Here is a 23,898-nt window from a genome sequence, read left to right as displayed (position 1 = left end):
GCCTCCTATTCATCAGCATGTAGTTCGTATAATGTTGCTGACTGATTCATTCCGCCAGGTCCGCCCATTTTGCCGTTTTCACCTGAAGCCTTGCTGCTTGATGTATCAGCCGAATCAGTATTTTCTGTTTTTTGATCAGAACTTGATTGCCATTTTTCTGATGCTACTTCTTTTCCATTTTTCTCAACCCATTCAACAATGTCATTGTTTCCGCCTCTTCCCATTCCAGAAGCCAAGAAGTATTTCACTTTTCCTTCTTTTACAAGTTTTTTGAATTGAGTCAGTGTGATTGCCGGGTCAGAACCGCTGTATCCACCAATAGCCATGACTGCTTTTTTCGTTTTAATGATATATGGTGCCGCTGTGTTCGAATCGGTTGTGGCAAATAGGTATTCAGCTCCGGAGTTATTCTCCTCTAGATATTTGATCAGTTTTTCATTTACAGTCGCATCAGACATTCCCATGCCTTTTCCGCTCATTGATGCGAGCTGAGGGCCTGTTTCAGGCAGTGAGCTGTTGCCTCCGTACAGAAGTGGCGTACTTGCCCAATAAATCGGCATCACCAGCAATGCGAGGAGAGCTGCAAGTGAAACATAATAACTGAACGGTTTTTGGCGCTGTTTAAACAGCAGCAAAGCAATCGCTGACAACGCGCCGATAACACCTACACCGATGCTCCAGCCTGCACCGATTTGATCGTTGTAGTTTCTGAGAATAAACAATTCAAATCCAGTTGTCGCAATAATTGCTCCCGGCAAAAGCCATGCTTTCCAGCCTGTCTGATTGCGGTACAGATGAACAAGAGCAACCCATCCCGCACCGACAAGAGCCGCAATCGGCGGTGCCAGCATGATGAGATAATAATGATGGAAAAATTCTGCGACACTGAAGAATCCGGCAATCGGTACAAGCCACGCAACCCAGAACACCGTTTCCTTCTGCTCTATAGATAATCTTCTTCTTTCTCTCGCGCCAGCGATCAGTAAGCCTGCGATTCCAAAAATCGCAAATGGCAGAAGCCAGCTGATTTGATCAGATAACTCTTGTTGGAAAAGCCGCAGTGGACCAGGTGTTCCCGTTCCAAACATCCCTGAACCTGATTGCATTTTCGAACCGGTTCCTGTACCGCCTTTCCCTCCGTCTCCGCCGGGTCCGCCTTGGCCGCCATCTCCGCCGCTTGGAGGGCCTCCTTGACCGCCGCTTGGCATTTGGCCATTGGATGGAGGCGCCGCCATATTGCCATTTGAGGATTTACCATCGCTTGATGAGCTGTTGCTTGATGACTGATTAGGCGGTGCTTGAGTGTTATCAGAAGAAGACATTTCTTTTGAAGCGTCTTTGTTTGGCGCACCCTGGCCGCCGCCTGAATTTTGGCCTGTCAGCCGCTGGATTCCGTTATAGCCGAAAGCCAATTCCAAAACAGAGTTGGTTTGGCTGCTTCCGATATAAGGCCGCTTGCTTGCAGGGATATTGTCGACAATGAGCGGCCACGATAACGAAACGGCTGCTAATACGGCTAACGCACTTACCAATGAAACGATTTTTTTCTTGATTGTGGCGTTTGCCGCAATCAGATAGAACAATAAGAAAGCCGGTAAAATCATGTAAGCCTGCAGCATTTTTGTATTAAATCCTACTCCAACAACGAAAAATGCTGCTAACAGCCAGATCAGCTTTCCTTTTCTGATCGCTTTAAAGAGAAGCCATGTAGCAAGCAATAAGAAAAATACCAGTAATGCATCAACATTGTTTGTACGTGCTACAGCTACAGCAATCGGTGTACATGCCATGATGAAAGAGGCAATTCTTGCTGCTGTCTTACCGAATGTCGGTTTTATTAACAGATACATTAAAAGGACAGAACCTACACCAGCAAGTGCCTGAGGCAGGATGACGCTCCAGCCGTGCATACCGAATATAAGTGCGCTGATGGTTTGTATCTGAAACGTAATAGGCGGTTTATCAACCGTTATAAACCCCGCCGCGTCGAATGAGGCATAGAAAAAATTATGAAAGCTTTGCATCATACTTGTGACTGCAGCGGTGTAATAAGGATTCACCGTATCATCATTCCAGATGTTATAGATATTTAAGAATGCAGATGCGAGCAAAATGAGGATGAGGAAAATATCCAGCTCGCGTTTTTTCTTTTCCACGTGTTTTTCACTCCTTTTGGCTAACTTGGAAATAGTGTAACAAGCAAATATGAATAAACTATTAATAAACAAAGACAATATTTTTGCCGAGGCCATTTCATGCCAATCATCCTATATACAGCTGGTTTCTAGCCCTTTCTCCAAATCGTAATCGGCGATGCGTTTTCCCAAAATAAAAAAGCCCTCCGGCGCGCCGGAAGGCAAATGAATCACAATTTATTGGATCGGTTTCAATTTCGCTTCAATTTCTGCTCTTCGATGCTCAAGATATGGCGGAAGAGCGATCGTTTGGCCAAGCTCATCAAGATTTTCATCTACCATAAAGCCCGGTCCGTCCGTTGATAACTCGAACAAAATGCCGTTCGGTTCTCTGAAATACAGCGCCTTGAAATAGTAGCGCTCCACAATGCCGGAATTGCTAAAGCCTTCGCGGCTGATGATCCGGTGCCACCCGGCAAGTTCTTCTTCATCTCTTACCCGAAATGCGACGTGGTGAACACTCCCTTTGCCTTGACGCTCGCGCGGAAGATCGTTTCTTTCTATTAAATGGATTTCCGTTGCAGCACCGCCTTCTCCTGATTCCAGAATAACGGCGGTTCCTTGCCCTTCGACTGGTTCACGGCTGATTTCTGTAAATCCAAGAATATTCGTCAATACGTGTAAAGTTGGTTCAGCATATGGCACAGTCAGTTCAACCGGCCCTAACCCGCGAAACGAAAATTCTTCCGGAATGCCGCTCTGCTCAACAGGCAGGCCATATCCTTTTCCTTCCTCATCAGCAGTCAGCACAAGTCGCTGCCCTTCATGATCTTGAAATGCCAATATGTCACGTCCGGCTCTTTTGGAGATGCCGCTGTGCGTTACTTGCTGCTCTTCAAAACGTTCTTTCCAGTAATGCAGGGCTTCTGTGCTTGGGACGCGCAAACCAATAGAAGAAATACTGTTTGTTCCCGCATGAAACGGTGCAATGCGGGGAATCTCGAAAAACGTCAGCTCAGTTCCCGGGTTTGCCACTTCATCTCCGTAGAACAGATGGTACATTGTCGGTTCATCCTGATTGACGGATTTTTTGACGAGCTTTAATCCTAATACTTTCTTATAGAAATCCAAGTTTTTTTGTGCGTCGGCCGTTAATGCCGATACGTGGTGAATGCCGTTAACTTTCATATGCTGTCCCTCCAGGTTATTTTATCTCGATTTCGAGATATCATATCATAATTGTATATTTATTGTTCTAATAACAAAGTATTTTATTCGCATGAGAAAGTCAACATATCAGCTTCACCGAAGGTTCGTTCATTTTCTGAATTCTCATCTCCCCTCTGTACCGGCTAAAATCCTAATACAGAAAACACGAACTTTACAAATAAAAATCATGAAGTTTATTCGTTTATAGATTGTTAAAACAGGTGTTTCCACAGTTTTATCTGCTGTACACAAAGCAAATTTCGAAAATCAGAAAATTTATTTTATTTCACTTTTCTAGAATAGGGTTTACAATATGAAAAAATAGATTCTTCAACATGAAGCTTCAACATCATAGGAGGTTAAGGACATGCATACTGAAGACAACGGTTTAAAAAAAGAGATAGGCCTCTTGTTTGCCCTTACTCTTGTCATCGGAACCATTATCGGTTCTGGTGTTTTTATGAAGCCCGGCGCTGTGCTTGCTTATTCAGGTGATTCAAAAATGGCGCTTTTCGCCTGGCTGTTAGGCGGTATTTTAACACTGGCGGGCGGTTTGACAATCGCGGAAATCGGAACGCAGATTCCAAAAACCGGCGGGCTTTATACGTACCTTGAAGAAGTGTACGGCGAGTTTTGGGGATTTTTGTGCGGCTGGGTGCAGATTATCATTTACGGCCCGGCGATTATTGGCGCGCTGGGTTTATATTTTGGATCTTTAATGGCGAATCTTTTCGGCTGGGGATCTGGACTATCAAAAGTCATTGGAATCATAGCAGTTCTCTTTTTATGCGTCATTAATATTATTGGTACAAAATATGGCGGTTTTGTCCAAACACTGACAACGATCGGAAAACTGATTCCGATTGCCTGCATCATCATCTTTGGCCTTTGGAAAGGGGATCAGCACATCTTCACAGCAGTAAACGAAAGCATTTCCGATATGAACTTCGGGGCGGCTATTTTAGCTACGTTGTTTGCTTATGACGGATGGATTCTCCTTGCCGCTCTCGGCGGAGAAATGAAAAATCCCGAAAAGCTGCTTCCACGCGCTATGACGGGCGGATTATTAATTGTAACGGCGATCTATATTTTCATTAATTTTGCATTGCTTCACATCCTGTCAGCGAACGAAATTGTCACGCTTGGTGAAAATGCGACAAGCACCGCTGCAACCATGCTGTTCGGGTCAATTGGCGGAAAGCTGATCAGTGTAGGGATTATCGTCAGCATCTTTGGGTGCTTAAATGGAAAGGTGCTTTCTTTCCCGCGTGTTTCATTTGCAATGGCGGAACGCAAACAGCTTCCATTTGCTGAAAAACTGTCACATGTGCACCCGTCGTTCCGCACACCATGGATTGCGATTTCTTTTCAAATTGCTTTAGCTTTGATTATGATGCTGATCAGCAACCCTGATAAGCTCTCAGAAATCTCCATTTTCATGATCTACATTTTTTATGTGATGGCCTTTTTTGCAGTGTTTATTCTCCGCAAGCGAGCAAAGGGAAAAAAGCGCGCCTACAGTGTTCCGCTTTATCCATTTATGCCAATTCTGGCAATCGCGGGCTCCTTCTTTGTGTTAGGCAGCACACTCATTACAGATACAATGAGCTGCGGATTATCCATCCTCATTGGCCTTGCCGGACTGCCTGTCTATTACGGGATGAAAAAACGAAAAGCAAGCTGATAAAACGGTTCCCTTGTTTAGGGAACCGTTTTTTGGTGAAACAGAAGATAAAAGTTGACAGGAAAAACACAACTTTTGATATACTTTTTACGTTAAGCAGAAAGTTTTTGCAAACTTGGGTCGTTTTTTTAAAGCGAAGTAGGTCAAAATAAGGAGACACGATTTATCAAAAAAGTCAAGATACGTTTTTTTCGACTTTACCTGTTTTTTTTCGACAAAAGGCTATATAATAATTTGATGTGTGCATTGTTCATTCAAACTATGGAGGGTTTTTAATGATAAGAAGAAAAAAAGATAAGTTCTCACTCCTTTTAACAGAAATTGCAAAGAACATAGACGAAACTGCAGAATATTTTGTGAATTTTAAGGTCACTAACCAAACGACTCTTAAAGAATTTGCAGATACGTTAAAGGAATATGAAACAAAAGGTGACAATCATGTTCATGTCATGATTAAAGAGCTTAACAAAGCGTTCATCACTCCTATTGAGCGCGAAGATATCCTTCAGCTGACAAACAGCTTGGATGATGTGCTTGACGGAATCGAACATTTCTCTGCCATGATGGAGATTTTCTCAATTACTTCATCAGACGAGCATATCGATAAATTCAGCGGATACATCAGAGAATGTGCGAAAGAGATTTTGATTACGATCGAGCTGCTGGCAGAAAATCGCTTAAAGGATATTCAGCCTCACGCAATCAAAATTAAAGAGTATGAGCACAGCTGTGACAACTTGCACAGAAAATCATTAAAGAATCTTTTCGGAAATGAAACAGACCCAATCAAAGTCATTCAATATCGTGAAATTTACGAAACGCTTGAAGAAATCGCCGACTCTTGTCAAAGTGTTGCCAATAATCTTGAAACCATCATTATGAAAAACGCGTAACGAGGGGTAAAAATGGATATTCTATTAATATTAACGATACTAATAGTCATTTGTGCTCTGGCGTTTGATTTCATCAACGGGTTTCATGATACGGCAAACGCAATTGCGACTTCAGTATCAACAAAAGCGTTGAAACCGCGCCATGCCATTATATTGGCGGCTGTGATGAACTTTGTCGGAGCAATGACGTTTACAGGTGTTGCCAAAACCATTACGAAAGACATCGTAGATCCTTATACGCTGGAAAATGGCTCTGTTGTCATTTTGGCTGCGCTACTCGCTGCAATTGCCTGGAACCTTATCACATGGTACTACGGTATCCCAAGCAGCTCATCCCATGCCATCATCGGCGCTATTGCCGGTGCAGCCATTGCGGCAGCCGGATTTGCAGCGTTAAACTATAAGGGCTTCATTAAAATCATTGAAGCACTGATCCTATCACCAATTATTGCCTTTGTCCTTGGTTTTATTCTTTATAGCATCGTTAAGCTGATTTTCAAAGACAGCAACTTGGCGAAAACGAATAAGCAATTCCGCAGAGTGCAGATTGTAACAGCTGCCCTGCAATCGTATACACACGGAACAAACGATGCGCAAAAAGCAATGGGAATTATCACAATGGCTCTCATCACAGCGAATTTACATACTTCTGCTAATGATATTCCTACCTGGGTGCAATTCGCCTGCGCGACAGCCATGGGTCTCGGAACATCAATCGGCGGCTGGAAAATCATCAAAACCGTTGGCGGAAAGATCATGAAAATCCGCCCGGTAAATGGTGTTTCCGCTGACTTAACCGGAGCAGCCATTATTTTCGGCGCCACGTTTATTCATTTGCCGGTCAGTACAACCCACGTCATTTCTTCATCAATTCTTGGCGTCGGTGCGTCCCACCGCGTAAAAGGCGTAAACTGGGGTACGGCCAAGCGAATGCTCATTACATGGGTCATCACGCTTCCGATTTCAGCGACACTTGGTGCCATCGCCTACTTTATTTTAAATATGATATTTTAATGTCACACCGCTTCTGTCAAAGGAGCGGTTTTTTTGATGGAACAGGAAAACCATCCGGATCTCTCGAATACAATAAGCAGAACCTATTTCAGATGTGAGGGATTCGAATATGGTTTTATTCTTTCAGATCATGGTCTGGTGCATCGTGGCCGGACTGGGGTTATACGTATATGCCACGTGGCGTTTCGAAGCGAAGGTCAAAGAAAAAATGTCCGCCATCCGGAAAACTTGGTATTTGCTGTTTGTTCTAGGCGCTATGGTATACTGGACATATGAGCCCACTTCCCTATTTACCCACTGGGAACGGTATCTCATTGTCGCAGTCAGTTTTGCTTTGATTGATGCTTTTATCTTCTTAAGTGCATACGTCAAAAAACTGGCCGGCAGCGAGCTTGAAACAGACACAAGAGAAATTCTTGAAGAAAACAACAAAATGCTCCACATGTATCTCAATCGGCTGAAAACATACCAATACCTATTGAAAAACGAGCCGATCCATGTTTATTATGGAAGTATAGATGCTTATGCTGAAGGTATTGATAAGCTGCTGAAAACCTATGCTGATAAAATGAACTTAACGGCTTCTCTTTGCCACTATTCGACACAGGCTGATAAAGACCGGTTAACCGAGCATATGGATGATCCGGCAGATGTACAAACACGGCTCGATCGAAAGGATGTTTATTACGACCAATACGGAAAAGTGGTTCTCATCCCTTTTACCATCGAGACACAGAACTATGTCATCAAGCTGACGTCTGACAGCATTGTCACGGAATTTGATTATTTGCTATTTACGTCATTAACGAGCATATATGATTTGGTGCTGCCAATTGAGGAGGAAGGTGAAGGATAATGGAACGTGCGTTTCAAAACAGATGCGAGCCCAGAGCGGCGAAGCCGTTTAAAATCCTGAAAAAACGTTCAACCACCAGTGTCGCAAGCTATCAAGTCAGTCCGCATACAGCAAGAATCTTCAAAGAAAACGAACGGCTGATTGACGAGTATAAACGAAAAAAAGCATGATCACACTAAAAGGACAAGGGAAAACAGCTCTTGTCCTTATTCCTTTTCTTAAAGGGTGACATATAATAAATACAAACAGAGGATAATGTCAGGTGATACAGTGAAAAAATTGGTGAGGCGTGTGAAGTTTGTTGATTACGGAAGGTTTGGGCTTTCCGGGTACTCGCTTCGGGTGAGGGAGCGCAGTGCTGGAATTATTAAAAAGTTGAAGAAGAAAAAATAAATCCCGGAGCAGCTCCGGGATTTTTATGGTCTTTGATCAGCTTAATTGCGCTGCGATCTTCGCTTTCGTCGCAGGCCCGTAGATACCGTCAGCAGTTAGACCGTTAACAGACTGAAAACGGGCAACTGCGTCAGCTGTTTTCGGTCCGTAAACGCCGTCAATTCCGTTGTTAACAGCGCCTTTATCAGGGTAAAAATACAGAGCCGCAAGTGCTCGTTGCACCTGAAAGACGTGTTCTCCTGAGGTATATGGTGTTGTCAATTGAATGATACCATCAGGCAGCGGATAGAGCTCGGGTTCTTCAGCGGACGATGGAGCACTTACAATTAATACTTGACCAACGCGAATAAGATTCGGGTCTTCGATATTGTTCCACTCTTGCAGCTGAGCAACCGTAACACCAAATGCTCTCGCTATAGATGTAAGTGTGTCGCCCTGTTTCACGACGTAAGTTTGGCTGCCGCCTCCCCCAATTCCTGCTTTGAACGAATCCCACGTATCTAACAATTTTCGCGGACATTCCTTCCCTGACCAATACTTATGAGGGACGACATTGGCGAGACTGATATTATGTTCAGCCATTAATGTTTTGATGAGCCACTGGGCATTTGCTGTTGCTTTTGCAAAATCGCCATCGGCATTTTCGCAAATTTCAATTCCAATAGAAGCCCGGTTGCCGCTGCCATTTCCGTCTCCCGCATGCCAGCCGTTTTCATTTAAAGGCAGATGCTGATAAATTTCTGTATCATCAACTGTAAAATGCCAGCTTGTCGTCGTATCAGGATTTTTCAAATAGCGGGCATGCGCTGCAGCATCTGCTCCTACTGCGGTATTCGCTGTGTTGTGCACCGTAATGTAAAGCGGCGTCATTGCGTAGCCTGGACGGTTATTTGCGCCAACCGGAATAAAGTCTTGAATAATGTTAACCATTTTCATCTCTCCTTATTTCGTCAGATTATTGTCCCTTAACAAGTCGCGCTGTTTTTTTCCTTTTTCTGTTACATAGTTGTTTTTAAACCAAGCGGCAAGTGTCGTTCCAATTGTAAATGCGATGGAACCGGCTGAATAAAGAGCGTCAGCGAGCTGATTGACCTGCTCCTCCTGAATGTCCAATGGTGATTTGCCGAGCATCAGCATGGTCTGGTTGATTAAAGCAATTAAAAGAAGCACCGTCCTGATGACCGTGCCCTTGTCAAACGTGTTCATGAAAATCCCCCTTTAATGCTGCAGCAGGCTGTACATAATGGCGATGGCTCCGCCAATGATGCCTGTAGACACTGCTGTAATGATGGCACCTGTGATGGTGCGTTTAATCCACGTGGTGTTTTCTTCAATTTTGTTTAATTTTTCGTTCAGCGTCATGATTTGCTGGTCTTGACGGTCAGACACGCGTTCTAATGCGGAAACCCTCTGCTCAAGTGCTTTGTGCTCGCCTTTTATGTCTGCTAAGTCCTGCTGAAACACATTCACATCTGCCTCTTGCTGCATTATTCACTCCTCCTTCACATGCAGATCACCTCCCTTCCGAGAGCCAAAACTGTTATGAAACAGCGGTCCCTTTTACCGAGAGAGTACCGCCGGTGATACTGACGATCTCCATGATGATCTCCTTAAACCCTTTAATATCGAAGGCCCATGCCTCAGCTTTTCCTAATGTACTCAAAGCAGAGATGGCATCAGCAGTTTTCACGCCTCTGATCGGCAGTTTCTGCCCTGACACCGATTTGCCCCAAAATTTGACTTCGCTCATTTCTGCTGTGCCGTAGACTTCAACGAGTAAATGCGCGGCACCGTCAACAGGTAAAGCAGCCCCCTCACCGGCGGACTCTGCATTTTCATGAAAGACAAAGTCAAATGTTTTGCGAGCCTCGACTTTCAGCCGTCCATCGTGTGTTTGATTCTCCGCAAAGTCAATCTGTAAAGGCGTTTTTCCATTGACACGCACATCCATCTCACCCGCACCGACTGATTGGTATAATACAAACTCAGATTGCTGAAGATTCCCGTTCACATAGCGGAAACGGTAATAGCGTTTAGAAAGATATACCCAGTCCGTCGCTGTCAGGACACCTGCTGCGACATTAACTGCTGCTGTCGTTGTCCAAACATTGTTATTGTCACTTTCTTCTATAAAGAGCGTACCTTCACGATCTGCATACGCCCAGCCCTTCACTTTCGAAATCAGAACTGCGCCAAGCCTGTCCTGCCCGAGCTGACTGTATGCCTCAGTAGCCTTTAAAGCAGCATTTGTCAAAATCTCCGCTACGCCTGACAAATTCGAAACAGGTGTCACAAAATCATTTTTTCCTCCTCGATAGGGCTTTACAGCGCCGGCTTTTCCAGCCTTATCGAGAGGAAATTCATATTGATACTTCACCATCTTCATCCTCCTTTGATCTAAAAACAGGCAAAATAAAAAAGCCTTACTACATGGCTTTACCGGTAATTTCTTTATACTGGTCAGCTGTGATCAGCTTTTTGTTCACACCCTCTGCCAGATCCTCAATTGAACAGTCTTGATATGCTAAGGCCTGCTTCACCATATCTGCTGTCGCCCACTCATAATAGAGGGCAAGCACCCAATAATTCATTCGGCAAGATCTCCTTTCAAGGAAAGTAATGATAGCTTTATATCTGACAACTCGTTACCTAATGTTTTGTTCAATTCTTCAAGCTGCTTGCGTGCCAGCTTTTCTTGTGACAATTCTTGAGCGAGAAGCTCCACCTGATCAGGCGGCTCATACGGCGGATTTTTTTGCAGCTCCTCCCACCAGGTTTCGAGTTCTTTTTGTGTTGGGATTGGAGCGCGCAGGTTCCACTCGGCTATATAAGACCCTTCCCCGTCATTTTGAACGATAAAATCTCTTGTTGGGTCTGCACTGGGGTATTTAAACATGATTGCTTCTGCGATCATCATTTTGCCTCCTATCTTATACTGTAGGATAGTTAAGTCCTCCAAGTTCTTGGATGTCTATATAGTTGTATAGCTCGTTAAAATCGGATACACCTCTTCTATCATCACCGCTATAATTGCAATAACAATAGATCTCTATATAGTCACCTTTGTTCATAGGAACGGTTACATTACCATTTAATCCAAGGTACATTTCATTTTGCTTATCAACAAAGTCCCCTCTCTTATGGTCAATTGGTTTATACAATGATCCATTGAGATAGAGTTTCAGATGAAAATTGATGTAAGCCGGTGTATTTATCATATACAGCCCAACTCCCACTAAAAACATTCCATCATTAGGAGCAACGAATCTACTATTATTTGTGTCAAAAGCATTATGACTATCTTTTATTTTGCGTTTAAACTGAATTTTTGTATGGTTAGCTTTATTTAAATATTGTATGCTGTTGGCCCGAATATTGGCATGTGCAAATCCAGAAATTTTATGCCAGGCTGTCCAGCCTGAATCTGCCCACCAATGGCGAATCCAAGAACCTGTGTTGGCAAAGTAGGAGCTAGATTCATTTCCAGTTCCATAAAAATACTGAGTAAATCTATAATTACTGTGTTTTTCATTTTTTACAATACCATAGGTAAGAGGGTATCCTGTTGTATTATTTGCTCCTATATCCATAAAAGTCAGCCCAGCTGGATACTCATTGCCGCTTGTTCTAGCGTCTTGAATTGCATTGGATCCTGTAAGAACTGTTAATTTATTATTCGTATAATTAGAGTCAACATAGTTTTTAGCATCAGCTAAGGCTTTATCTGCTTTAGCCTGAGCGCTGGTTTCAGTTTCAACCTTGTTCCATCCTTGCCATGCAACAGTACTTCCATCATAATAATTCGTAAAAACGTTGTTTCTGTAATCGGTAGCTAAGACCCAACCAAACATACCTTTCCCCTCAGTTGATTGGCTAGTCAAATGAAATACTCCTCTTATTGAAAATGGGGATGGAGCGTTTACAGCTTTTCCATGTGCATAAAATGTGCCCATACCTCTACCTTGATCAATTATTTTTTGAAGAATGTCCTCTCCTTCGTTTGCTGCAATGGACACCCCTCCTATATCACTTGTTATTTTAGTAAGCTGAGCTCCATTCCATTTACTTCTCTCAACAGATGTAATGTGTATTGCTGAGTCCTTAGCATGATTAGATACCTTTTCCTCTGCCCCAGCTGTTGTCTCTAATTCAACCCAATCTGACCAGGCTCCTCCTGAGATCGTCTTTCGATACGTTTTATTTGTATTGTCAAAAGCGATAATTTGCCCGTAATTCCCAGCTGTATTAATTGTCCATAAACCCCTGACTGAAGTGCCTGGACCATTCACGGTATTTGGCGCAGAGGCAAAATGAACCATTCCAGTGTTCTGTGGAACAATTTTATGAAAATCATCTGTTTCGCTTAAGTATAGTTTTCCTTGACCGTTGTCTGCAGTAATTTTAAAAAGCTGGCTGTTATTCCACTTGTCTTTTTCTGCTTGTGTGACATGTATGTCTGAAATGTCTGCATGAGCGTTCACTTTTGTCTGAGCGCCCTCTGTCGTCTCCAATTCAACCCAATTTGACCAGATACCGTTTAAGAGAGTTTTACGAAAAGTTTTATTATCATTTGTCACCACAATTACATGACCATTTAATTTGCTGTCGTTGCAAGTCCAAAATCCTCTTCCTGAGCCGCCTGGTGAATTTAGAGGCGTGCCAGTATAAGAAAAATAAGTCAATGTAGGATAGTTCAACAGTTCCGTATGGAAATCACTCGTTATATTGAACATAGGCTGTCCATCATCTTTTGTAATCTTAGATAATTGACCTTTGTTCCATTTCTCTCGTTCTTCCTCAGTAACATGCCGCACCTGATCTTGCTCATGCTTGTCAAAATCCTTCTTCGCCGCCTGCTGCACATTATCCACGTTCCCCAGCCCGATTTGCGCCTTTGTTGTGTTGTGGGGGTTGTTCATGTCGTTTTTGTGGGCGGCCAGGTCGGTGTGGGCGTCTTTTATGCCTTTTTCCCAGCGGTTGACGTCATCTTCGTTGATTGGGTCGTCCGGAAGCCAGTCTGTTTTTTCTTCGTATGCCATGTTTACACCACCTCAAAAGTAAATCTGAAATCGAGTGTTCTGTTTTCGCTGACGTCCAGGTCAGTCTTTCTCTCTGTAATGACGTTGCCCAGCTCGTCAAAAATTTGTACCGTTTCGATATGCTTGATGTCTTCCTCACGTTTTGTCAGAACGGTGACGGTCGCACCGTCAATGGCAAGCTCTACTATTTCTGTTTTTTGGCCGTTGAGCAGCACGTGATCGATTCTGCTTTTTAGATCAGCCGCTGTGCGTTCTCTGTATATGGTTGAAATCAAGTTAAAACCACCTCATTGTTGTTAAGAGTGACAGAATAACCGACCTTGAGCTCACTGGCTGTTCGGTATCTGCGGTGATTCAGGATGACTGTATCTTTGATTTGTAGCGTCTCATTCAATCCGCCTCTGAGCGTATACGCCAAATGAGCGGGTTTCATGTTTTCTATCGCTTCGATCAGCTCATTCATGTGCTGGAGGTCATCAACATTGATATCGACGTTAAATCGGTATTCGCCGGGAAGCAGGCGGACCTGTGCAGACGGGTTTTTCAAGAAACGGTTTACCGCCTGCTCAATGGCCCTGTATGTGATTGGCGGGATGTTCGACATTTTGGAAATGAGCCTCAATCGTCTGATCTCATCAGTGTCACCTGATTCCCGCGGTACGTTTAAAATCTTTTCCCAGCGGCTGAGCCCCCATGTCGCCGTCGGTACGAATAACTGATCCGTCAGATCAAATATGCTGTTATTCTGTTTATCAAACTCAGGCGCTTCCGCTTTCAGCAGCTCAGCCATTTCTTTAAGGCTGGTGAGAAACGGCGGCAGATAAGCTCGCATGTCATCTTGTTTGCTCAATAATCTTCACCTGCCCAAGCTTAGGAATTTCCACGTCGCTCAGCACCAGATTTTCGGACGTGCCGTTGATTTGAATATTGGAGTAGTCACTGACTGACGGTGAATTATAGACGATATTGTTAATTTGAGAAAGACGGATGACGTTATCTTCAAACGCCATTTTCTTAAAGAGATTTAAAACGCCTTCCTCAATTTCTGACTTCACTTCATCAATTGAGTGATTGATCTCAGGCAGCACTTCGGCAGAAATCTCAACTTCTTTCCAGACCGCGCTTTCCACTGTGACAACGGCTCCGATTGGCGCCTGTCCCTCTCCCTGTCCTGGTTCAGGGTCGATATAATCTTTCACTTTTTGAATTAAAATTTGAGAAGCGGGCTCAAGATTCGCATTCGTGACGACAATTTTGACCGTGCCTTCACCGTTCCAAAGCGGGAAGATCTTTGCCTTTCCCACACCGTCCACTTCCTCAGCCCACTCTTTATAATGCATTTTATTGGCACTGACGGCCTCACGCCGAACCCTTGTAAAATACCGTTCTCGCAAGCTGTCATCTCCCTCTTCCTCGCGTCCCGGAATCAGGATTTCTTTGACTATGGCCGTTTCTAAACCGGGAATGGTATCCAATGACAGTAAATTGCGTCCGGTCAGATTGGCGTTTCCTGCTTCACCAGGTGTTTCACAGATGAGTGTCCCGTCTGCCGTATATTGAAAATAAAGATTATCCACGTAAAAGCGGGAGCCGACAGGAATAGTAACTCCAGATGTAAACTCTCCCGCTCTGACCGCCTTTGTCGCGGCTGTCCGTTCAATTCCCGCTTCCGCTGCACGCCTGTCTAAAAATTCGCCTTGTGCGGTATCAGAAAAAACGAGCTCAAGCACAGTATCCAGCCATATATAAGACTTCGCAAGCTCGGCCGCCGCCGGGGCTAACGCATTATAAATGACGCTGCCTTCTCTTGTGTCAATATCTGCGGAAATGCTGTTCAGCATACGCTCCATAATCGCTTCAAAAGTCTGATCTTCAAACATGTTCGCCAATCACCTCCTCAATCTCAAGCGTTCCTTCATCCGTCTCCACCACGAAGGACACATGAAACGCGTCGCCTTGTTTTTCAATCTCAAAATCTGTTACAGCCGATATCCGGTCATCATAAACCAGCGCCTCTTCTATCAGTCTCGGAATCTCCATCTTTTTATACGCATCAGTCGTCTCATGATCTGTCAGCACGTCCTGAAGCTCGTTTCCGACATTATGGCTGTATATGGAATATGCATAGCGTTCTGTCTGTAAGGCGATATACACGAACTGCCTGATCGCTTCAAGCCCGGTAATCAGCTCATTCGTAATTCTTCCGTTTTCAAAATCTATTTTGTACGTTTGCGAGGTTTCAATGACTTCGCTCTCATCTTCAATATCTTCAAACTCCACTTCTGGTGTCAGGGCCATGATGCCCACTCCTTTTACATGCTAAATAAAAACCCCTTCGTACTGAAGCGGTTTTGTCTATACCTTATCTAAAATAAAAAACGATTGCCCGCCAGTCAGAGCCGCGGTCATGAGGCGATCCCCCGGTTCGAGTGCATCGTCTCCTCCGGACTGCATTCGTTTTGGGATAATGATGGCGTCTTCCGGTATGATCAGTTTGCTGTTTTCTTTTAATTTGATTTCCACAGGAGAAACCGAAACGACTTCAGCCGGGAGCAGTTCTACCGGAGACTCAGCGTCAACTGCGCCGACTGCCAAATGTTTTATAGCCTCACTTAATCTCATCAGGAAACTCCTTCCGGCATCGTATTCTTTTCGACAACATCGATCGTCATCGTATGTTTCGTTCCTTTAAATTCATGCCGGTCCGTATCTACCCAATAGGTTTTCTTGATGCCGGCCTCCGGAATCGAAATATAGACAGGCAAGCCGCTCTGCACTTCCGGGATGCCCACTGCCTGAATATTTTTCAGTTCTTTTTTCACGCCCTTTTTTTCAGCAAGACGTACATCTGCCCGCTGCTGAAGCTGTGCCTGGTTGATGTCATCTGTGACCGTTTCCGTATATTGAAGCACACCGTATTTATTTAAGCCTGAACTGTCCTTGGCAGAGGCTTTATATGTCTTATTGTCCTTCTGCCGGCGAAGCACCACCCGAGTAGCAGTGTCGTTTATAGAAGTGCTGTATTGGTAGCCCGTGATATTGACGCCCGTTTCAAGCACCCATACCTCTGACGGATCTGGCCAAGCGCGCAGACCGAGCTTTCCTTTTTCCGAATACAGCTGGTAATGTCGTCCTGTCTGGCTTTTCGTCTGTTTCAGCGCTTTTAATATGATGTCATACAATGTCGTATCATTTTTAATGACAAGACTTTTGATCGTATGGCCTGTGTTTGCGATCGAGGTTGTCGGTATCTGGAAGTCACTAGCAATCCTTCTGATGATCTGGTCAGCCCGCTGATTGGAAAACACGTACATATCCTGGTTTTTGACCAGGTACTGAAGCATGTCATAAGCGCTGAAGGCAAGCGTATGCTCGTCCGGGGTTCTTGCAAAAACAATGCCCCGAAACAGCTCTTTTCCCTTCCATTTAAACAAGACCGTATCTCCTTCTGAGACACTGTAATACGTCTGGTCGCCCTGTTTGGTGACGATGGTCGCTTCAATGGAGCGCGGCGCCTGATAACGATGGCCCTCAAGCGATACGCTTTCTGCAACCAGCTCAAGCCACTCTGTGTCTTTAATGACGAACAGTTCTATCATCATACATCACCTGTTTCATTGCGGTATCTTTAATTTTTGGCCGGGAAAAATCCAGTGGCCCGGCTGCCTGATGTTCCGTTTGCTTCGTTTGATCATTGCTGTTTTATTGGCGTTCCAAATTTTGCGCCATTGAGTGCTGTTCCCGTAAAATCTGCCTGCAATGTCCCATAGCGTGTCTCCCTTTTTCACTGTGTACGTCTTCGGCGCAGCCTTCGACGGACGTTTTGCCTTTGTTTTTTTCTTCTGCTTGATTTTCCGCGGGGAAGCGGTTTTGTATTCTTTTAATACAATATCAAAATCCCGATCTCCTATTTCATTGTCTCCCTCACTATATTTAAGGCTTTCAATACTGCATGTCATATTGATTTTTGTTCTCGTAATTAAAAATTGAACAGGCTTTTTTGCCTTCATCCATTTTTCAATTTTCGCAATGGCATTTTCCGGAGACGGGAGATTTTGATATTCAGCTATCGGCGTATACTTTTTTGGAAAAAAAGAAGAAAATGAAATTTCTTTTGCTCCGGGTTCTTCAATAAACGTTAGTTCACCCAATCCCGTTATCTTTACTGAGTCATTTTGTACACTATTCGCTATATCAATCGCTTCAGGAAGAACAGGGAATCGCAGCTTTTCTTTCCCCTGTGATATCCAAAATTCATAGATAGACTTAGTCAAAAGCCACGACCCCCTTTGTTCCGGTGTTAATGTCATTTTGTAATTCATCAAGTAATGCCTGCTTGATTTTCGCAACCAGGCCATCAGCATCCTGTCCATTATGGAAATGCTGATCGCCGTTAAACTCAATCTTTATTTCTTTCGTTCCGGCTGTTTGTATCGTTTGCCGTGTACCGGATGTAACTGCTGAAACTTGTCCTGAAGAAAGCTCAGACTGCTGGGATTGAGACGGATCTGTCACTTCCATACCAAGAGCTTGCGCAGCTCTCTGAAGGAGGTAGCGGCCGCGGATGCCTCGCTCCTCCGGAATGATCCATTCCCGCTTGTTTCCTTCTCCGACACGTGCAATTTGTTCTTTTGTAATCAGCCCGCCGTTTGCGTAACCGACATACGGTCCGCCATGATTCAGGCTTTTAATACCCGGCACATTGTTGATTGATCCATATCTGCTTTTAATATAGCCGATCGCAGCAGCTGCGTTGTGAATCGGGTTTTTAATGTTACCCATACCCGGTGCTTTATGGTCATTAAAGGTGCTTGGGATCGTCTGCATCAGCCCTTGTGACGGATGCCCCGCTTTTGCGTTGCTGTCCCACAAGTTAATTGCATTCGGATTGCCTCCGGATTCATACTGCGCAATCGTCATGAGTCCCGGTAGCCAGCTCATCGGTGTCTTGGTGGCCATGAGAGCAGCCATAATCCATTGTTTTACGTTCCCGCCCATGGCTCCCATTCCGGAATAGGCAGCCGCCAGTGATCCGGCTTGTTTTTCAGCATATTTCTTTACATCTACTGAGCCAAGGCCTTTGACAACACCAATTGAAGCAAAACGTCCCAAGCTCATCATGACACGGGAAGGTGAATGAATATCTAGCTCCTCACGGAAAGCCTGCTCCACTCTCTTGGCCATATCCTTTGCTGCTTGTTTTACTTCACTGGATTTAGAATTCATGCCTGTCACAAAGTTTCCGATCAAACCGGAGCCCCAGCTGTTCGATGTGTCTTTTGAACGCAGGAACGGTTTGTCAACATGTGTACTCACATACTGTGCAGTCCCTGTTTGGGTTGAGTTTTGTCCTTGCGCAAAGCCTTTGACCGTTCCTGTGCCCCATGAAGACGATTTGTTCACAGTGGCTTGGTACGGCGTTTTAACTTTTGATTGCAAAAAGCCGTCTGTTCCAGTTGCAGTGCCGCTTTGGCCCTTGGCATACCCGCTTACCATTTGTTTACCGTAATTTGGTGAAGCAGAAATCATTTGTGTAAATGGCGTATTGATGTTTTTCTTTTTCCAGTCTTCCATTTTGACCGGCTGATCGCTGATGCCTTTACCAAAGCCTTCTGAAAATTGCTGTCCGAGTGTGGACGCTTGGCCTGTAAGATTTGCAGTGTTCATTGCTGGGGAGGCTGAGCCTGATAGAGGACTGACAGCTGCTCCTCCTGAAACAGATGCTGGACTTCCGCCAGAAGACGAAGCTGCGCCCATGTCGTCTACAACTTGCATACCCAGCTTAGACGCCGCTTGTGAAAGAAGCATCTTCCCCCGGCCTCGGTTGTTATCAACCGGGATAACGAATTCCTTGCCGGCTTCACCGATCCACGAGATGGTTGGTTTGGTGATGTAGCCGCCTGTGGCATTTTTATCCGGATCCTTACCTTTATTCGGATCACCACCGCCGGTTACAAAATTAATTACTTTACTAGCTACGCCGCCAGCTTTATCCCAGATTTGCTTCACCCAGCCGAACGCTTTAGAAAAAGCATCTGAAATTGCTTCTCCCACCTTTGTAAGAGGTTCTTGAATATTCTTTTTAAACCAGCCGCTCAGGCCTTTCCAAATGTTCTTAACGGTGTCTATCGCTTTTTTGAAAGCATCTGAGATTCCCTTACCTACATCTGAGACTGTATTTTTAACCGGGTTCCAAACTGTATCCATGAACCATCCCGATACTGTACTGAAAACACTCTTAATCTTATTCCAAGCACCGGTCATTTTATCCCAGATTGTAGTTGCCGCTCCTATTACAGCAGATTTGACTGGCCCCCACACATTACTCATAAACCATGAAGCAACTGTACTGAACACATTTTTAATTGTCGTCCATGCATTTACGATTTTAGACCATATTGCTGTTGCTACACCCACAACTGCTGATGAAACCGGCGTCCAGACATTGTCCATAAACCATGTTGCCACCGTGCTGAATATCGTTTGAATCGTTGTCCATGCATTTACGATGTTGGACCATATGCTTGTTGCTACACCCACAACTGCGGTTGACACTGGCGTCCAGACATTATCCATAAACCATGTTGATACAGTTCCCCAAGTATCCTGAATGGCTGACCAGGCATTTTGCGCACCCTCTGTGATGCTGTTCCATGTATCCTCTAGAGCGCCGGCATCAATTGCCTTCCCTAAACTTTCACCGCCGAAAGTACCGGCAATTCCTCCTAGAACACCGCCAATAGCCGTCCCGACTCCCGGCACAACGCTTCCAATAGCCGCTCCTGCAGCGGCTCCTGCTAAACCTCCGCCGGCTGAACCTACTTTTTCACCAGCATTATCCTTATTGATACCGGCTAAGTCAGTAAGGGACAGTATTTCGCCTAATCCCGGTATTCCTTTTGCCGCTCCTTTTAAGCCCTTCAGTCCGCCTTTTAAGCCTTTTGATTCACCCAATGTTTTCAGAAGGCCTGAAAAACCTTTGCCTGATGCTCCTTTAGCAGATTTAGGTGTATTCACAGGATTTGTTTTATTCCCTTTTGTTGATGAACCGTTTCTATTTTTCACTTTTTTGCTTTTGCCTGTACTGATTCCGGCACAGCAGCAACCACAAGCCCCGCCCCATTTGCCGCCTGACTTTTTCGATTTTGAACCTGAAGATTTTTGGTTCATAGAAGGTTTTTTAGTGCGGTTTGAATTGTTAGAAGTTGAGTTCTTTGTATTGGCTTTTGAAGCTTTTTGTTTGCTTTTGCTTCCGCTGGATTTGCCGCCAAGCAACCCGCCAATATCCAGATTCCCCAGCTTCTCAGCAATGCCTTTTATAATTTTTTCAAAAAACTCTCCCACTTTTTCAATAATTTTATCAGGGCTGAATTTCTCGAATTTCTTGGCGATTTTTGAAACAATGTTATCAACAAACTTTTCTGCTTTATTAGCGATTTTATCCGGGTTCAGGAAATTAAATTTCTCTGAAATTTTGTCAACAATATTTGTTACAAAGTCTTCCGCTTTAGTAATAATGGCGTCTGGACTGAATTTGCTGGCGACATCATCTACTTTTTTCATAAAGGAATCTGTAAACTTGTCAAGCTCGTTAAAAATGGTTTCCGGGCTGAATTTACTTACGACATCGTCCACTTTTTTCATGAAGGAATCTGTAAACTTGTCAAGCTCGTTAAAGATTGTTTCCGGGCTGAATTTACTTACGATATCATCCACTTTTTTCATGAAGGAATCTGTAAACTTGTCAAGCTGCTTAAAAATCGCTTCTGGACTGAATTTGCTTGCGATATCATCCACTTTTTTCATAAAGGAATCTGTAAACTTGTCAAGCTGCTTAAAAATCGCTTCTGGACTGAATTTACTTGCAATTGCATCCACTTTACTCATAAACGATGTTGTGAATTTATCCAGCTGCGACAAAATTGTCTCTGGACTGAACTTTGTCGCAATTGCATCCACTTTACTCATGAACGATGTTGTGAATTTATCCAACTGGGACAAAATCGTTTCTGGACTGAATTTCGTCGCAATTGCATCCACTTTACTCATGAACGATGTTGTGAATTTATCCAGCTGCGACAAAATTGTCTCTGGACTGAACTTTGTCGCAATTGCATCCACTTTACTCATGAACGATGTTGTGAATTTATCCAACTGGGACAAAATCGTTTCTGGACTGAATTTCGTCGCAATTGCATCCACTTTACTCATGAACGATGTTGTGAATTTATCCAACTGGGACAAAATCGTTTCTGGACTGAATTTACTTGCGATTGCATCCACTTTACTCATGAACGATGTTGTGAATTTATCCAGCTGCGACAAAATCGTTTCTGGACTGAATTTCGTCGCAATTGCGTCCACTTTACTCATGAACGATGTTGTAAACTTATCCAGCTGTGCCAGAATCGTTTCTGGACTGAATTCCGTCGCAATTGCGTCCACTTTACTCATGAACGATGTTGTAAACTTATCCAGCTGTGCCAGAATCGTTTCTGGACTGAACTTCGTTGCAATTGCGTCCACTTTATTCATGAACGATGTTGTGAATTTATCCAGCTGCGACAAAATCGTTTCTGGACTGAATTTCGTTGCAATTGCGTCCACTTTATTCATGAACGATGTTGTGAATTTATCCAGCTGCGACAAAATTGTCTCTGGACTAAACTTTGTGGCGACTTCATCCACCTTATTCATGAACGATGTCGTAAATTTATCCAGCTCTGTTAAGATTGTTTCCGGGCTGAACTTTGTAGCGATTTCATCCACCTTTTCCATGAATGAAGCAGCAAATTTGTCCAGTGCTGTCAAAATCGTTTCTGGATCAAACATGCTCGCAATATCTCCTGTACCTCCTGCTGAAGGCGCTCCTTTTTCGGAGGGACCTGAGCTTCCCATGCTGTCAATTCTTTTCTGCAATGAATCCAGCTTATTTGACATCTTGTCATTAATAGCGAGCTCAAGTTTGTTGTCTTTTCCTGTTAAGGCATTAATACCAGCAGAAATACGACCGACTGTTTTCATGACGTGATCAATCACGCGTATCGTAACAGAGTAACCATTTTTAAGTGCAGTTTCCATATAGCGCTGTATTTTTTGCACAGCCGGCAACACTTGATCTTCTGCACTCAGCATAATCGTAAAGCCTTTAAAACCTGCCACGAGCTCTCTTAATCGTTCAAACTTTTCGGTTGCTTGGTCACTAGCATCTATTTTAATAGATACAGATGACGGCAATCCCTGCAATTGAACATTAACCTGCTGAATGACACTGCTGGCTTTATCCTCAGTTGAAATGGAGATCATTTGGGCGCCAAGCTTTTTCTTTAATGATTTTTGTATGCGATCAATTGTCCTTAATACAGTTTTGCTTTCTTTTCGTACATCAATAGCGCTTTTTCGCTGCACTATTTTTCTATATTTTTCAAGTGCTCTAAACCCATTCTGAATCTTTCTTAACTTTTTACTTACACGGTCTTCCATTTCAAACCTTGCTGTCAGCTTTGCCAATTACGATGCCCCTCCTTTCTTTGCTTGTTTTTCAAGGAGATCGAGCTTATATCCAATCAGTCCATACAACAGCGCCTTGAAGTTTCGAGGCGCTTCATACAGTTCTAATAAATCTGATGGAGAATAATGAAGCTCGTGCATCGCATAGTAGAGATACACGGCTTCTTTATGCCCATCCTTGATTAGTTTTTTGCTTCTTCTTCCAGATCCTCTAATTCATCTTCAAATCCATTAATCTCAATCGCTTTGTTTAACCAGTTCGCATACTCGCCTCCAACTGAGAGCACGCGTTTCGCAACTTCTACCGGGTCAGCCGTTTTGTAAGCTTCTCGAAGCTCTTTTGAACGGAAGTCCGGATAAACGGTTGATTCAACTGCGATTCGGGCATAAAAGCGCTGGCTGTCTAAATCTTTTACACGGCCTCTGCCTTTGACATTTTTATACGTTGTTGTTTCTTTCTCCAATTCATCAATGCGCTCCGTCGTGATCGCTTTAAAAATAAATGGCACGATGTTCCCTTTTTTATCAACAAAACGCTTTGAGATCGGCACTTTGATTTCCTCAGCTTCAATTGTTTTTCCCGGCATAAAAAAGGAAAGATCATATACGTTTTCGTTCTTCTCGCTCATGTAAAAAACTCCCTTGTCTATTGTTTGGTTTCATCTTGTAAAAAAACAGACCTTTCTGAGAAAGGTCTGTGTATGGGCTGATTCAGCTTTTATTAAAACGTGTCAGATAGCTTTTCAGGGACGTCGAAGTCTTCGAATGTAAATGGAACTTCTTCCTCTAACGCTTCTGAATCGACATCAAGGCTTGCGATTTTGGCAGAGTCAAAGTTGACGTCGTACAGCGTGACTCGCTCTGTGCCCCGGCCTGAGGATTGATCATCCAGCACAGCTTGAAGTGTGAAATAAGGGTCGCTGCCTTTTTTGACATAGTCCATCATCAATAGCACGAATTTTGATGTGACTTTGTAGAACGTTGCGGTCCCTGTTCCATTTGCCCCTGTTGTTTTATGGCCTGTCATGCGGCGGCCCATAATGTTGACTTCGGATTTGTTTTTCTCAACGTTTGCTTCAAATGTTTTGATGTGCGCCATTTCCTCGCCATCGAGGAATAAACGGCCTTCTTTTCCTGAGATTGTGTTTTGTGCTTTTAATGCCAT

General features: G+C 43.9%; 25 protein-coding genes and 2 pseudogenes. 6 read left to right on the top strand and 21 right to left on the bottom strand.

Going from position 1 to position 23,898, the window contains the following annotated elements; all coding sequences use genetic code 11:
- Positions 1 to 5: 5 nt before the first annotated feature.
- From MKY10_RS06940 to MKY10_RS06930, 3 genes and pseudogenes are all read right to left on the bottom strand, one after another.
- On the bottom strand, positions 6 to 2,156 hold the full coding sequence (locus MKY10_RS06940) for a glycosyltransferase family 39 protein (protein ID WP_015715746.1): 2,151 nt from the start codon (positions 2,154 to 2,156) through the stop codon (positions 6 to 8).
- Positions 2,157 to 2,168: 12 nt separating this feature from the next.
- Positions 2,169 to 2,264 (bottom strand): annotated as a pseudogene (locus MKY10_RS06935) (hypothetical protein); the annotation flags it as partial.
- Positions 2,265 to 2,372: 108 nt separating this feature from the next.
- On the bottom strand, positions 2,373 to 3,323 hold the full coding sequence (locus MKY10_RS06930; RefSeq protein ID WP_014476561.1) for a ring-cleaving dioxygenase: 951 nt from the start codon (positions 3,321 to 3,323) through the stop codon (positions 2,373 to 2,375).
- A gap of 388 nt (positions 3,324 to 3,711) precedes the next feature.
- On the opposite strand from MKY10_RS06930, the gene steT reads away from it, so the two are divergent.
- The 6 genes from steT (at position 3,712) to spoIISC (ending at position 8,184) form a co-directional block, all read left to right on the top strand.
- The gene (gene steT / locus MKY10_RS06925) at positions 3,712 to 5,028 is read left to right on the top strand and encodes a serine/threonine exchanger (protein ID WP_029317680.1); all 1,317 of its coding nucleotides are present in this window, start codon (positions 3,712 to 3,714) and stop codon (positions 5,026 to 5,028) included.
- Positions 5,029 to 5,303: 275 nt separating this feature from the next.
- The gene (locus tag MKY10_RS06920; protein ID WP_003218470.1) at positions 5,304 to 5,921 is read left to right on the top strand and encodes a DUF47 domain-containing protein; all 618 of its coding nucleotides are present in this window, start codon (positions 5,304 to 5,306) and stop codon (positions 5,919 to 5,921) included.
- A 12-nt stretch (positions 5,922 to 5,933) separates the two neighbouring features.
- The gene (locus MKY10_RS06915; RefSeq protein WP_003232642.1) at positions 5,934 to 6,935 is read left to right on the top strand and encodes an inorganic phosphate transporter; all 1,002 of its coding nucleotides are present in this window, start codon (positions 5,934 to 5,936) and stop codon (positions 6,933 to 6,935) included.
- Between the two features lie 109 nt (positions 6,936 to 7,044).
- Positions 7,045 to 7,791 (top strand): toxin-antitoxin-antitoxin system toxin SpoIISA, encoded by a 747-nt coding sequence (gene spoIISA / locus MKY10_RS06910; protein ID WP_015252263.1) that lies wholly within the window; start codon positions 7,045 to 7,047, stop codon positions 7,789 to 7,791.
- On the top strand, positions 7,791 to 7,961 hold the full coding sequence (gene spoIISB / locus MKY10_RS06905) for a three component toxin-antitoxin-antitoxin system antitoxin SpoIISB (RefSeq protein ID WP_003232646.1): 171 nt from the start codon (positions 7,791 to 7,793) through the stop codon (positions 7,959 to 7,961). Before spoIISA ends, spoIISB begins: the two co-directional genes overlap by 1 nt.
- A gap of 85 nt (positions 7,962 to 8,046) precedes the next feature.
- The gene (gene spoIISC, locus MKY10_RS06900) at positions 8,047 to 8,184 is read left to right on the top strand and encodes a three component toxin-antitoxin-antitoxin system antitoxin SpoIISC (protein WP_003232648.1); all 138 of its coding nucleotides are present in this window, start codon (positions 8,047 to 8,049) and stop codon (positions 8,182 to 8,184) included.
- Between the two features lie 36 nt (positions 8,185 to 8,220).
- Here the strand turns inward: spoIISC and MKY10_RS06895 are convergent, their stop codons facing one another.
- From MKY10_RS06895 to MKY10_RS06810, 18 genes and pseudogenes are all read right to left on the bottom strand, one after another.
- Positions 8,221 to 9,114, bottom strand: coding sequence for an N-acetylmuramoyl-L-alanine amidase (locus tag MKY10_RS06895; protein WP_014479567.1), 894 nt, complete (start codon positions 9,112 to 9,114; stop codon positions 8,221 to 8,223).
- Positions 9,115 to 9,126: 12 nt separating this feature from the next.
- The gene (locus tag MKY10_RS06890) at positions 9,127 to 9,390 is read right to left on the bottom strand and encodes a phage holin (RefSeq protein WP_003232653.1); all 264 of its coding nucleotides are present in this window, start codon (positions 9,388 to 9,390) and stop codon (positions 9,127 to 9,129) included.
- A 12-nt stretch (positions 9,391 to 9,402) separates the two neighbouring features.
- Positions 9,403 to 9,672 (bottom strand): hemolysin XhlA family protein, encoded by a 270-nt coding sequence (locus MKY10_RS06885; RefSeq protein WP_015252265.1) that lies wholly within the window; start codon positions 9,670 to 9,672, stop codon positions 9,403 to 9,405.
- 52 nt (positions 9,673 to 9,724) lie between these two features.
- Positions 9,725 to 10,564, bottom strand: coding sequence for a phage-like element PBSX protein XepA (gene xepA / locus MKY10_RS06880; RefSeq protein WP_015252266.1), 840 nt, complete (start codon positions 10,562 to 10,564; stop codon positions 9,725 to 9,727).
- 46 nt (positions 10,565 to 10,610) lie between these two features.
- Positions 10,611 to 10,775, bottom strand: coding sequence for an XkdX family protein (locus MKY10_RS06875; protein ID WP_015252267.1), 165 nt, complete (start codon positions 10,773 to 10,775; stop codon positions 10,611 to 10,613).
- Positions 10,772 to 11,101, bottom strand: a complete 330-nt coding sequence (locus tag MKY10_RS06870) for an XkdW family protein (RefSeq protein ID WP_015252268.1) — start codon at positions 11,099 to 11,101, stop codon at positions 10,772 to 10,774. The genes MKY10_RS06875 and MKY10_RS06870 overlap by 4 nt, the downstream gene beginning before the upstream one ends.
- Before the next feature lie 1,858 nt (positions 11,102 to 12,959).
- Positions 12,960 to 13,223 (bottom strand): annotated as a pseudogene (locus MKY10_RS06865) (terminase); the annotation flags it as partial.
- A gap of 2 nt (positions 13,224 to 13,225) precedes the next feature.
- Positions 13,226 to 13,498, bottom strand: a complete 273-nt coding sequence (locus MKY10_RS06860) for a hypothetical protein (RefSeq protein ID WP_003232665.1) — start codon at positions 13,496 to 13,498, stop codon at positions 13,226 to 13,228.
- Positions 13,495 to 14,073: a YmfQ family protein gene (locus MKY10_RS06855; protein WP_015252270.1), complete on the bottom strand. Its 579-nt coding sequence runs from the start codon at positions 14,071 to 14,073 to the stop codon at positions 13,495 to 13,497. The genes MKY10_RS06860 and MKY10_RS06855 overlap by 4 nt, the downstream gene beginning before the upstream one ends.
- The gene (locus MKY10_RS06850; RefSeq protein ID WP_015252271.1) at positions 14,057 to 15,103 is read right to left on the bottom strand and encodes a baseplate J/gp47 family protein; all 1,047 of its coding nucleotides are present in this window, start codon (positions 15,101 to 15,103) and stop codon (positions 14,057 to 14,059) included. The genes MKY10_RS06855 and MKY10_RS06850 overlap by 17 nt, the downstream gene beginning before the upstream one ends.
- The gene (locus MKY10_RS06845; RefSeq protein WP_014479560.1) at positions 15,096 to 15,521 is read right to left on the bottom strand and encodes a DUF2634 domain-containing protein; all 426 of its coding nucleotides are present in this window, start codon (positions 15,519 to 15,521) and stop codon (positions 15,096 to 15,098) included. The genes MKY10_RS06850 and MKY10_RS06845 overlap by 8 nt, the downstream gene beginning before the upstream one ends.
- Before the next feature lie 57 nt (positions 15,522 to 15,578).
- Entirely contained in the window at positions 15,579 to 15,845 is a 267-nt protein-coding gene (locus tag MKY10_RS06840) for a DUF2577 family protein (protein WP_003244812.1), read from the bottom strand.
- On the bottom strand, positions 15,845 to 16,822 hold the full coding sequence (locus MKY10_RS06835; protein WP_003245730.1) for a phage-like element PBSX protein XkdQ: 978 nt from the start codon (positions 16,820 to 16,822) through the stop codon (positions 15,845 to 15,847). The genes MKY10_RS06840 and MKY10_RS06835 overlap by 1 nt, the downstream gene beginning before the upstream one ends.
- Positions 16,823 to 16,837: 15 nt before the next feature.
- Positions 16,838 to 17,497 carry a LysM peptidoglycan-binding domain-containing protein gene (locus tag MKY10_RS06830; RefSeq protein ID WP_048655232.1) on the bottom strand — a complete coding sequence of 220 codons (660 nt, stop codon included), beginning with the start codon at positions 17,495 to 17,497 and terminating at the stop codon, positions 16,838 to 16,840.
- Complete coding sequence (locus tag MKY10_RS06825) at positions 17,490 to 22,733, bottom strand: transglycosylase SLT domain-containing protein (RefSeq protein ID WP_339226333.1); 5,244 nt, start codon at positions 22,731 to 22,733, stop codon at positions 17,490 to 17,492. Before MKY10_RS06825 ends, MKY10_RS06830 begins: the two co-directional genes overlap by 8 nt.
- Complete coding sequence (locus tag MKY10_RS06820; protein ID WP_072692631.1) at positions 22,734 to 22,874, bottom strand: hypothetical protein; 141 nt, start codon at positions 22,872 to 22,874, stop codon at positions 22,734 to 22,736. It lies immediately after the preceding gene.
- Between the two features lie 41 nt (positions 22,875 to 22,915).
- Positions 22,916 to 23,362 carry a phage portal protein gene (locus MKY10_RS06815; RefSeq protein ID WP_015715734.1) on the bottom strand — a complete coding sequence of 149 codons (447 nt, stop codon included), beginning with the start codon at positions 23,360 to 23,362 and terminating at the stop codon, positions 22,916 to 22,918.
- Positions 23,363 to 23,454: 92 nt separating this feature from the next.
- Positions 23,455 to 23,898 carry a phage tail tube protein gene (locus tag MKY10_RS06810; RefSeq protein ID WP_003232677.1) on the bottom strand — a complete coding sequence of 148 codons (444 nt, stop codon included), beginning with the start codon at positions 23,896 to 23,898 and terminating at the stop codon, positions 23,455 to 23,457.

The organism is Bacillus sp. FSL P4-0290, assembly GCF_037975435.1.
GTDB lineage: Bacteria > Bacillota > Bacilli > Bacillales > Bacillaceae > Bacillus > Bacillus subtilis.
This window is presented reverse-complemented; position numbering and strand designations above follow the sequence as displayed.